The sequence below is a fragment of the Vibrio mediterranei genome, assembly GCF_900088415.1.
In the GTDB taxonomy this organism is placed as follows: Bacteria; Pseudomonadota; Gammaproteobacteria; order Enterobacterales; family Vibrionaceae; genus Vibrio; species Vibrio mediterranei.
In genome coordinates this window covers 923,259-934,556 of record NZ_FLLQ01000001.1, presented here as the reverse complement: position 1 = coordinate 934,556, position 11,298 = coordinate 923,259, and the positions used below count along the sequence as shown (strand labels likewise).

General features: G+C 44.4%; 8 protein-coding genes. 6 read left to right on the top strand and 2 right to left on the bottom strand.

Annotation, left to right across the window (positions count from 1 at the left end; genetic code table 11):
• Positions 1–255 precede the first annotated feature (255 nt).
• A complete protein-coding gene (cpsG, locus tag VME0621_RS04185) occupies positions 256–1,617 on the bottom strand; it encodes a phosphomannomutase CpsG (RefSeq protein WP_062455991.1) in 1,362 nt (453 codons plus the stop codon).
• Positions 1,618–1,626: 9 nt separating this feature from the next.
• Positions 1,627–2,967, bottom strand: a complete 1,341-nt coding sequence (locus VME0621_RS04180) for a glycosyltransferase family 4 protein (protein WP_062455987.1) — start codon at positions 2,965–2,967, stop codon at positions 1,627–1,629.
• A 282-nt stretch (positions 2,968–3,249) separates the two neighbouring features.
• Here VME0621_RS04180 and VME0621_RS04175 point away from each other — a divergent pair, with 282 nt between their 5' ends.
• The 6 genes from VME0621_RS04175 (at position 3,250) to VME0621_RS04150 (ending at position 11,292) form a co-directional block, all read left to right on the top strand.
• Entirely contained in the window at positions 3,250–4,947 is a 1,698-nt protein-coding gene (locus tag VME0621_RS04175) for an alpha-amylase family glycosyl hydrolase (RefSeq protein WP_062455984.1), read from the top strand.
• A gap of 66 nt (positions 4,948–5,013) precedes the next feature.
• Entirely contained in the window at positions 5,014–6,363 is a 1,350-nt protein-coding gene (locus VME0621_RS04170; protein WP_006070820.1) for an ABC transporter substrate-binding protein, read from the top strand.
• 103 nt (positions 6,364–6,466) lie between these two features.
• Positions 6,467–7,330, top strand: a complete 864-nt coding sequence (locus VME0621_RS04165) for a carbohydrate ABC transporter permease (RefSeq protein ID WP_006070822.1) — start codon at positions 6,467–6,469, stop codon at positions 7,328–7,330.
• Between the two features lie 6 nt (positions 7,331–7,336).
• On the top strand, positions 7,337–8,299 hold the full coding sequence (locus tag VME0621_RS04160; protein WP_006070823.1) for a carbohydrate ABC transporter permease: 963 nt from the start codon (positions 7,337–7,339) through the stop codon (positions 8,297–8,299).
• Between the two features lie 5 nt (positions 8,300–8,304).
• Positions 8,305–9,402 carry an ABC transporter ATP-binding protein gene (locus VME0621_RS04155; RefSeq protein WP_062455980.1) on the top strand — a complete coding sequence of 366 codons (1,098 nt, stop codon included), beginning with the start codon at positions 8,305–8,307 and terminating at the stop codon, positions 9,400–9,402.
• A 39-nt stretch (positions 9,403–9,441) separates the two neighbouring features.
• Positions 9,442–11,292, top strand: coding sequence for a hypothetical protein (locus VME0621_RS04150; protein WP_062455977.1), 1,851 nt, complete (start codon positions 9,442–9,444; stop codon positions 11,290–11,292).
• Positions 11,293–11,298: the final 6 nt, after the last annotated feature.

Here is an 11,298-nt window from a genome sequence, read left to right as displayed (position 1 = left end):
ATTCCGTTTCAGTAGAAGTTTGCACAGATTTGGAGTCTAGCGCTTCATTATTGCAATTATATTAACTAAGTTAATTTAATTGATCTGTGAAAGTGGTCACGTGATAAGCGTTATTGACGGATTTACTGATGTAAAAGGTTGGATAGTGTGATCTGACGCATGTAAATAGTCAGCTTATATTAATCTTGTTAATTTAATTGGGATGTTTTTGAGGAAGAGAAAAGAGAGAGGGAGTGGTCACTCCCTCTCTGAAGGCTAGCTAAGCAGATCGAGAATCTGCTGAGTTTTTGAGGACATTAATTCGGTATTGTGTCGTGACTCTACGTTCAGTCGCACCACGGGTTCAGTATTAGAGGTACGTAAGTTGAATCGCCAGTCATTAAACTCCATGCTGAGACCATCGGTATAATCGACAACGAGGGCACCGTGTTCAAAAGTTTGTTGAACGCGCTTGATGGCTGCTTGTGGATCTTGCAGTTTGGCGTTGATTTCGCCCGAAGATGGGAACGCGACAATACGATCGGCAACCAACTTAGAAAGCGGCTGCTGCTTCACACAAAGAAGCTCACTGACAAGCAGCCAAGGAATCATTCCACTGTCACAGTAGGCAAAGTCTTTGAAGTAATGGTGCGCACTCATTTCGCCGCCATACACTGCATCTTCCAAACGCATACGCTCTTTGATGAAAGCATGTCCCGTTTTAGACATTATCGGAGTACCGCGATTCTCTGTGACGATGTCGATGGTATTCCAAGTTAAGCGAGGATCGTGGATGATTCGAGCATTTGGATTCTTCTGCAAGAACGCCTCTGCTAATAGACCCACAATGTAGTAGCCCTCAATGAACTCACCTTGCTCGTCAAACAAGAAGCAACGGTCAAAATCACCATCCCATGCAATACCCATATCAGCACCGTGTTTTACAACTGCTTCAGAAGTGGCCGCACGGTTTTCCGGTAGTAGTGGATTAGGAATACCATTTGGGAAACTAGAGTCAGGTTGGTGATGGACTTTGATAAATTCGATGGCAATGCCCAACTTGGCGAATTTTGCTTCCAGATCGTCAATAACATGACCTGCAGCACCATTGCCTGAATTTACTACCAGCTTAAGTGGCTTGATGTTGTTCGGCGTAATGTAGCTAAGCAAATGCTCGGTGTATTCATCAAGGTTAGACAGTTTTTTGTATTGTCCAACTTGAGCAATTGACTCAAAGTCATTTTGTTCAGCGAGCTGTTTAATGTCGTTCAAACCAGTATCACCACTGATTGGCTTACCGTTATCTCGAACCAGTTTCATCCCATTGTAGTTAATAGGATTGTGGCTTGCGGTGACTTCGATTCCGCCATCTACGTCCAGTGACTGGGTCGCAAAGTAAATCTCTTCTGTACCTGTCATACCGATATCAACAACATCGGAACCTGCATCCATAATGCCGCGCGCCAAGGCGAGTTTAAGACTTTCTGATGTCTCACGAACATCGCCACCCACAACTACGGTTTTAGGTTTTAGAAATTGCGCATATGCTCTGCCAATGCGGTAGGCAATATCCTCGTTGAGTTCGTCTCCCAACTTGCCGCGAATGTCATAAGCTTTAAAACAGCTGAGTGCTTTCATGACTAGACCTTATCCTTGAAAAATGTCCGAAAGCATCGCTTTTAATGCGCTATAAGACAAGTGCTTTTCTCCAATGTCATAGTTTTGTTGCATACGGGATGATCTCAAATCAGCATCAAACAGATACTCAAGCGTTGAATTGACGGCGCCGTTTAACGTTTCTGGAGCGATGACAGCGAGTCCAGATTCATCCACTTGATGGTCATTGCCAAGGTCGATAATGTTAAATTGGTAATCGGCGATATCTAAGTCAAATACAGGATAGCGATACACTACCATAGGGACTTTAGCGACAAGTCCTTCTAGAAATTGATTTCCCCAACCTTCTAGCAAACTAGGGTAGGTGATGATGTCAGCGTGTGAGTAGACGTCCCACAAAGAGTAGACTTTTTGCCCCTCTTTCTCACCGCGAGAGTGACCTACCCAATCATTGATAAACAGTAATTCCACATTGCAGGCTTTGGCTTTATCCGTCAATAAGTCAAGATAGCTGTCTTCTTCACACATTCCTGCAAACATAAGGATTAAGCGACTGTCTGCACGAAATATTTCTCCGTTATAGATCGTTTTTCCAACGAGCCCTTCACGCTGTCTGCTCATTGCATCAATCAAGTCGATTGCCAGTTCGATGCCTTTTCTTGCAACAATACGTGTTGCTTGCAGAAACAGGATATCATTTGCGCCGACACCGAATCGTGCTCGCAGATCTTGATTGTATTCATCAACTTTCCAATCGCTGCCCTGAAAATCGAACACATTGGGCACCACCGTAGAGTCGGTGTCGCGGCGTTTTTTAAGTTCTGTTTGCGCAATACGGTTGATCACACAGTGCTCAACCAGCGGGTGTTTAGGAGGAAACAGGGTGTTGAGCAGTTGCTGAATGCCTGGAGACGTTGGGTTTGAGTATTTAACACGTTCCCAATGAAAATCATGATGATGACAAATAACACGAGTCTGAGTGGCTTCGACCGCTTTCATAATGCCGAGTGCTGCTGGTAAGTGATAGCCAAGCGACAGCATGTTATTTGGGACAATAATGTCAATATCTCGTTGGTCGATAATCTTGATGATACCTGCGGCAATGTCATTGGCTCGATGTTCAATGGCGTCTAACAAAACCGATTCTGATGAGTAATCATCGCGACTCACATAAGCGTTTTGGATAATTTTGTCGTTGAATAGCTCTAAATAATGTAACTCTGGCACGAGATCAGCGTCTGTACTACCCGAACTCCCTGCCAGGTAGAAAACCTTATGTCCCAAGCTTTCCAGCGCCCATTTCCATTTGTCCATTTCAAGAGACACGCCATCAGTTTCACCAACACGGAAGTGTGCAAGTAGGATATTCATAATTCAGTTTCCTTTTGTTTTCTGAACCTTGTTGGGCGTAATTTAGAGGATTATGTAAATGGATTTAATGATAGTTTTACAAATTAGTGATCAAATTCACGATAATCCGAAACCGGTTTTGGTTGACTAGAAAAATGAGACTTGGCTCAATAAATAATCAATAAAGCCTGTCTAGACTAAATGGAAGTCGCAATTATCAAGTGGTGAATTTCAAAGCCACTATTTTTTGGAAAAGTATCAAAACCGGTTTTGGTTGTTTGATTTGTAATAATGGATATCAACATGGCTCAGGAACAGACGGCTAACTCTCAAGTTAAAAAAGACCTGCAACAAATCTTGGCAGGTGTGTATTCGCCAGCTCAACTTAATGAACTCATCCCCAACCTTCTCAATGTTATTGCGAATCAGCCTGAGTATGTGGGCAAAAAGCAATGGGTAGATCAAAACGACATCATGCTGATTACGTATGGTGATTCAATCAAAAAACAAGGAGAAGCACCTCTTCATACCCTAAGAGAGTTCTTAAACGATAATGCTGCGGATGTGCTCTCTGCGGTGCATATTCTCCCGTGTTATCCCTATACCTCAGACGACGGATTTTCTGTCGTTGATTATTGGAAAATCAACCCAGAATTGGGTGATTGGCAAGATGTTCAATCATTGTCGAACAACTATGACCTAATGTTTGATGGGGTGATCAACCATATTTCAAAATCCAGTGATTGGTTTCAAGGGTATTTAAAAGGGGAAACGCAGTATCGAGAGTTTTTCACCGAAGCTAATCCAAACCGAGACTACAGTTCAGTTACACGCCCTAGAGCATTACCATTACTGACGACTTTTGAAACCGCAAACGGTACAAAACATATCTGGACTACGTTCAGCGAAGATCAAATTGACCTTAATTTCCGTTGTCCTGAAGTGTTTCAGAAAATTGCCGAGCTACTGCTGTTTTATGCTCAGCAAGGAGCCTCTTTTATTCGTCTTGATGCGATTGGATTTATGTGGAAAGAGTTGGATACCCCTTGTATTCATCAGCCCCAAACTCATGCCATTGTTCAGGCGCTGCGAGCATTAATGAGTGCCGTGGCTCCTCACGTTAAATTGATCACTGAAACCAATGTACCGCATAACGACAATATTAGTTATTTCGGCAATGGTGAGAATGAAGCTCATTTGGTGTACCAGTTCCCGCTACCGCCATTAACACTGCATACATTGCAAACTGGCAACAGTGACAAGATTGTTGATTGGATGTCGAGCTTAGAGCCGTGTTCGGAACAGACCACATTCTTCAACTTTTTAGCCTCTCATGATGGCATTGGTGTGCGTCCTGTAGAAGGTATCTTAAACAAAGAGCAAGTCGACCATTTACTATCGGTAGTGCAGACCAATGGTGGCCGCGTTTCATACAAAGATAACGGTGACGGCACACAAAGCCCTTATGAGCTGAATATCAACTATTTCGATGCCATCCGTGATGCGAATTCGGATGACCAAACTAACCTAGATCGCTTTATGGCGGCCCAGTCCATTCTCATTTCGATGGCGGGGGTTCCTGGAATATATGTACACAGTCTATTGGGGTCGGGAAACGATATAGAAGGATTGGAACGTCTGGGGTATAACCGCGCGATTAACCGTGAAAAGCTCGAACGTACCGAAGTGGAATCTGAGTTGGCTAAGCCAGAATCTCGTCGTGCCCAAGTGCTATCTCGCTTTAAACACATTCTGGGTATTCGTAAGCAACAGAGAGCATTTGCTCCTAGCGCAAGTCAGCGTGTAGTGGCAACCAGTGAGCAATTGGTCACTTTTGTGCGTGATGAGCAAGTATTGGTGGCTATTAATATTTCAAATCAAGCGGTTGAGCTAGATACCAATGCAGTGCTTAAAGGAGTCTCTCACGATTTGATTTCTGGTAACGACTTAAGTGGTGTTGTTACTGTACAACCATATCAAGTGATGTGGTTAGCTAAGTAGAAAATAGAGCCAGCCTGGCTGGCGACTCATAAATTACATGAATCCTAAATCGTAAAGGATATAACGATGAAACTAAAAACTCTGACCCTTGGACTTGCTGTAGCTGGTTTAGGCTTATCCAGCCTTGCACAAGCGACTACAGTTGAGTATTGGACAACACAAACCCAATCAGACCGCCTTCAGACGATAGAAGTGATGGCTGATGTGTTCGAAGCATTGAACCCAGGTATCGATGTAAAAGTAGTGGCAGTAGATGAAAATGACATGCCAAAGCAGATTGCTGCAGCTGCCGCATCGAATACGCTCCCAGATATGATTGAAGTAGGCTCTAACCTGTCATTAGCGTTTGCTGAGCAAGGTATTGTTGATTTAGACGCCACGACCGCAACGATAGAAGCAGTTGGTAAAGACCGTTTTTATAAAGGTTCATTGAAGTTGGTAGAAGACCCAGACAACAATAAATTTGTTGCTCTACCATATCGAGGTTGGGTTCAAGGTATTTGGTATCGTGCAGACTGGTTTGAAGAAGCGGGTTTAGAGCCACCGACAACATGGGAAAACATTCAAAAAGCGGCGAAGTACTTTAATAAGCCTCAGGAAAACCAATACGGCATCTTAATTGGCACTAAAGCGGATAGCTATGCTGAGCAAGTTTATACGCAGTTTGCCCTATCAAACGATGCAGGTCAGTTTGATAAAGACGGCAACCTAATATTCAACTCTGAAGCGCAAAAAGAAGTTTTAGACTTTTATAAAGATCTTTCAAAGTACACACCTCCGGGTCCACAAACATGGCGCGCACGTGACTACTATTTGCAAGGCAAGCTAGCGATGTTCTTCTACTCCACGTATATCATGGATGACATTGCACTCGCCGAAGCTGCGGCAAGTTCATTGAGTAACGAGAACTTCAAAGATCTTAAAGGCGCGACATTCGATCCTAATCTAGCGAAGAACACGCGTTTAGCTCCAGCAATCACTCATACTTCAGCTTCTACATTTGGTACCTTGGTTGGTTTCTCTATCATGAAGAACGATAACAAGGATGAAGTAGAAGCGACTAAAGCGTTCATTGAATACATGAACGAGAAAGATCAGGTTGTTGCATACTCTCATATGGCACCTGGTGGCCACCTTCCTATGCTTCGAGACATCGCTGAAACTGATGAATTCCTTAATGATCCAAAAGGCATTTTTGCTAACTATGGTAAAGAGTCCATTAAGGAGATCATTGCCGGTTTTGAGAACATCAAGAACTTCTCCATTGTAGACGGTAAGGCGTTCCCTGAATCTGGTGAAATCTTCTCGAAACAAATCATTCCACGCATGATCTATAGCTCTGTGATTGAGGGACAAGACACGCAAAAATCGTTGGATTGGGCTGAAAACGAGATGCAGCAGCTTATCAAAAACTAACTCTGCATAGCGAAAGACGTCGCTGGCTAACCAGCGGCGCACCTTCACTAAGAACCTTTACGGGGCAGCATGGTGCGCTGCCTCAGATTAACAAGGAATTACCATGACACCATTAGAGAGAGCAGAAGCGCGGTTCGGGTGGAAGCTTGTCGCTCCGACCATTGGCATTATTGGGCTTTTGATACTCTATCCAATCGTTTTTAATGTTTATCTAAGCTTCTTTGATGTAAAGCTGAACGGTGACAAAACTTTTGTCGGGATTGCCAACTACGCTCGCTTACTGGCAAATCCAGACTATTACTCATCAATTGCAACAACCGGTATCTACCTATTTGGTACTGTTGCTGGCACTACGCTGTTAGGACTCGCAGTCGCATTATTGATGCGTAATCCGTTCCGAGGTCGTGGCCTAGTGAGTGCCGCTATTCTTATGCCATATTTTGCGCCGGTTATTTCCGTTGTGTTTGGTTGGCAATTTCTTTTTGATCCAGTTAATGGTGTCTTCAACTGGTTAATGGTTGATGTACTGCATATCTGGAATCAACGAACCAACCTCATTGGTGAGCCGGGTTCGGCTGTTTGGGTCGTTATTATCTTTGATGTTTGGAAGCATTTCCCAATTGCATATCTATTGATCCTATCCAAGTTGACGTCGATTCCTAAAGACCAGTACGAAGCGGCGGCGATTGACGGTTATGGACCAATTGGACGTTTCTTCCATGTGACGCTGCCAGAGATTTATTTCGTATTGGCAACGGTAGTGATTCTACGTTTGATTTGGAACCTGAACCGCTTTGAAGACGTGTTCCTTTTAGCGCCCAATGTTCAAACTCTTCCAGTATTTACGTACTACCAAGCCTTCACCGGGGTCATTGATCAAGGGCTTGCTGCTGCAACCTCCGTGATTCAGTTCAGCGTCTTGTGTGTGCTGATTTGGTTCTATGTTAAGAAAATTCTTAAGTGGTAATTCATTATGTTAGGAAAACCAACAATTAAAGGACGTATTGGATTTGCGTTAGCAATTTTCTTACTGGTGAGCTTCTGCTTACTTCCATTTGCGCAAATTCTGTCGACCTCATTAAAACATCAGTTTGACTGGGGTAACCCGTCATTGATTCCGCAGGTCGTTAATCTCGATGCCTATAAGGAATTATTAGGCTTAACTGAGCAAAAACAGGTAGAGATACCGGCAGCAATACAAAAGATTCTTGAGAATCCTAAACTGCCTCAAGATAAGAAAGACGCCATTATGGCGAAATACGCCAGTAACTCTGATGTGTTTCCCTTTGGCCGGTTTATGCTGAATAGTTTCGCTATATCTGCGGGAGCGGCTACGGTGTCGCTCATATTCGCAGTCATGGGGGCTTATTCCATTTCGCGCCTGCGATTTACTGGGCAGGTAATTGTTCAGCGCTCGGTGCTCTTCGTTTATATGGTGGGCGGCGTACTGTTGATGGTACCGCTGTATCAAATGGCGGTAAACGTCGGGTTAGCGACCAGTATGTGGGGTAGTCTGTTCTGTCTCTTCGCCATCTATATTGTGCAAACATTGCCAGTCGCGCTGTATATGCTGGGTAACTACTTCCGCACGATTCCTTTTGCGTTAGAAGAGGCGGCGATGATGGATGGTTACTCGCGCAAAGAAGCAATATGGAAGGTGGTATTGCCGCTATCGGTACCTATGCTCGCAACCGTATTTATGTACTGCTTTATTATCGGCTGGAATGAATACCTATTTGCGTCTGTATTCTTAAAACAATTCAAAGAGTTCTACACATTGCCACTCGCGCTACAAGAGCTATTTGTATCGAAAAATGCGATTTGGGATCGAATCATGGCAGCGTCCATGTTAACTCTGGCTCCAGTCGTAGTGTGTTTCTTGTTTGCTATGCGTCATATGGATGGTGGCAAAACTGATGGTGGTGTGAAAGGTTAATAATTATGGCTTCTATTTCATTAAAAAATATTGTTAAAAACTACGGTGACACCAAGGTTGTAAAAAACATCAGTCTTGATATCGAAGATGGCGAATTTGTGGTGCTAGTTGGCCCATCGGGTTGTGGTAAATCGACGACGTTACGCATGATTGCAGGTCTTGAGCAGGCGACATCAGGTGAGATCTCCATTGGTGACCGAGTGGTTAACGATGTCGAACCACAACATCGTAATATCGCAATGGTGTTCCAAAACTACGCACTGTATCCGCACAAAACCGTTGAAGAGAACATCGTGTTTGCTCTACGCCGCTTAAAGATGGAAGAGTCGGAGATCCAGCGCCGGTTGGAAGATGTTGCCAAAATGCTCAAGCTGGAAGATTATCTCAAGAGAAAGCCGGCTGATCTTTCAGGTGGTCAGCGCCAACGTGTCGCAATGGGTCGCGCCATTGTTCGTGATGCTGACTGCTTCTTGTTTGATGAACCTTTGTCAAATCTGGACGCCAAACTGCGTAATCACATGCGCACCGAGATTGCGCAAATCCACAACCGATTTGGCCGCACCAGTGTTTATGTTACCCACGACCAAGTCGAGGCAATGACGCTAGCGGATAAAGTGGTGGTATTGCGCGATGGTATTATTGAGCAAGTCGGCTCTCCGATGGAGATTTTCCTCAATCCAGTCAATATTTTCGTTGCGACCTTTATTGGCTCTCCGTCAATGAACATCATGGACGGTACACTGTACAACGACTATCTGGAACTAGGAGGATATCAACTGCCTAGAAAGCTGCTGACCGGAGTTCATTTTGATGAGGCAGTACCGGCGGAGGGACTTGCTGTAAAGGTGGGCATTCGTCCAGACTTTTTCAATGACATGGAGTTCTTTGGGGAGAGTGACTCAACCTTTAACTTCGATAACATTAACATCGACCTAGTTGAACCTATGGGGTTTGATAAAGAAGTGTTGTTTAAGTTGGGAGAAGAGAACGTGAAAGCACGCCTAGACCTTCGCTCAGAAGTAACACGCGGCCAAAAAATGGACTTGCTCGTCGACTTATCTCGTGTCCTTCTGTTTGATGTGAAAACAGAGCAACGCCTTTAATTGCTAATCCCCTTCATAGGTTTGTGAAGGGGATTTTTTATGGATGCCAATATGTCTCTATTGCCGAAAATTTGTGAATATCTCAACGTAAATAATCAGTTTTCCCTATTAAAAGGCTCTGATCTCTCCAGTCAGCTTTGTCACGCGTGGTTTATTAGCCAGCAGCCTGACCATGTTGAATATCAGGTCGCCTGTGAGCTTCTTACCATAAATAAATACCATCCTGTCTTGGAGTTCCTAGATGCGTTTGTACCGGACGCTGAAGCCGAGCTTTCACATAACTATGACGAGTTACTCGAAGGCGATAATCCTCTGTGGCAACTATTCAGCCCCGAAGCTATAGCGGCTAAATCGACACCCGAAAAGGTAAGAGAGGATATTCACCGCAATCGAACTCTGCATAATATGACCAAGTCGTCACAGGCGATTACAAATGTCGCTGAACAGGTCTTGTTCACGAGCAATGTGTTATTGGGTGTGCCACTCCGAGGGGATGATGTTAGCCACTTAACTTTGGGGGAGTGCTTCCATCAAGCCTTACAGCAGGCTCAAAACCAGCAGCAACAGTATTGGTACGATCATCCAATTCCTGTTGGTATCTCTGCCGAAGAGAATGAGATCCTTTACGGTTTAAAGCACCTTGATAAAGCGTTGGCTGGGGAAGTAGACCGAGGCAACCTTGCACCAGACGCTAAGGCAACTATCGTGCTGTCATGTTCGGTGACACACCCTGCGTTGGCAGATATTGCGAAACAGTATGTCGAGTTTGAGATCAACGCGCACCTTAACCTCAAGCACCTCAATGTGGCAGTTTTTGGTGAAAGTGAATGTCTTGAGGTGCTGCGTCATGCATTTCCAGAGGCGAGTGATGACCTTAAAGGCGTATTCGGAGTAAACGGGGCATATGGAAGACACTATAGCTTCCTTAAAGCTGTTGCGCCTTTGTGGCAAAAAGCAGTGAACCCAGAGCTCAAAGCTACATTCAAAATTGACCTTGACCAAGTGTTCGACCAAACCATGCTCATCAACGAAACGGGCAAATCTGCGTTTGAACACTTTTTGGATTCTAATTGGGGCGCTAGTGCAGTTGATAACAATGGTCACAAAGTCAAACTGGGCATGATTGCTGGTGGACTGGTCAATGAATGCGATGCTCATGTGGGTCTGTTTACCCCTGATGTGACGTTGCCGACGGGCAGTGATTATGCCATGTTTGAGCAGCTGTTCTGTGCTCGTTGGGGGCAGGCTATATCCACTCAAGAAGAAGTCATCAGCCAGAGAGATGACATCCAGCGTGTGCATGTCACTGGCGGAACCAACGGAATCTTGATCGACGCACTGTATGAGTTCCAACCTTATACGCCAACGTTTATCCATCGAGCTGAAGACCAGGCATTTATATTGTCTGCCTTAGCTAACCCAATCGATGATCATTACCTTGCGTACAGTCATCAACCGGGGCTGATTATGCGCCACGATAAAGAAGCGTTTGCGGGACGAGTCATGGAAGTATCGGAGGCTGGAAAGGTGCTCGGTGATATCGAACGAGTGCTGTTATTTAGTGGCTACGCTAAACAGCATCCATTAGGAATTGAAGCGTTAAAAGAAAAACTGTATCCCTTTACCGGTACGTTTGTCTCGAAAACGCCAATCGCACTTGCACTGCTGAGGTTTATGTTAGAAGGTTGCTATCGAAACAAAGATTACTTAGATGATGGTGCACAGCGCTTGGTTAACTGCTTGAATTATTGTAAAAATGATTTAGAGAATGAGGTCATCTCCAATCAAAAAGGTTGGCAAGAATACTATTCACAATTGAAGGACGGAGTGTTGACGCCACAAGCGGTTACCTCTATCGGTCGTTGTCAGCTATTGGTCAGTGAGTGCTAAGGATAT

Coding starts and splice junctions, on each gene's coding strand:
- cpsG (WP_062455991.1), bottom strand. CDS start 1,617: ATGAAAGCACTCAGCTGTTTTAAAGCTTATGACATTCGCGGCAAGTTG.
- VME0621_RS04180 (WP_062455987.1), bottom strand. CDS start 2,967: ATGAATATCCTACTTGCACACTTCCGTGTTGGTGAAACTGATGGCGTG.
- VME0621_RS04175 (WP_062455984.1), top strand. CDS start 3,250: ATGGCTCAGGAACAGACGGCTAACTCTCAAGTTAAAAAAGACCTGCAA.
- VME0621_RS04170 (WP_006070820.1), top strand. CDS start 5,014: ATGAAACTAAAAACTCTGACCCTTGGACTTGCTGTAGCTGGTTTAGGC.
- VME0621_RS04165 (WP_006070822.1), top strand. CDS start 6,467: ATGACACCATTAGAGAGAGCAGAAGCGCGGTTCGGGTGGAAGCTTGTC.
- VME0621_RS04160 (WP_006070823.1), top strand. CDS start 7,337: ATGTTAGGAAAACCAACAATTAAAGGACGTATTGGATTTGCGTTAGCA.
- VME0621_RS04155 (WP_062455980.1), top strand. CDS start 8,305: ATGGCTTCTATTTCATTAAAAAATATTGTTAAAAACTACGGTGACACC.
- VME0621_RS04150 (WP_062455977.1), top strand. CDS start 9,442: ATGGATGCCAATATGTCTCTATTGCCGAAAATTTGTGAATATCTCAAC.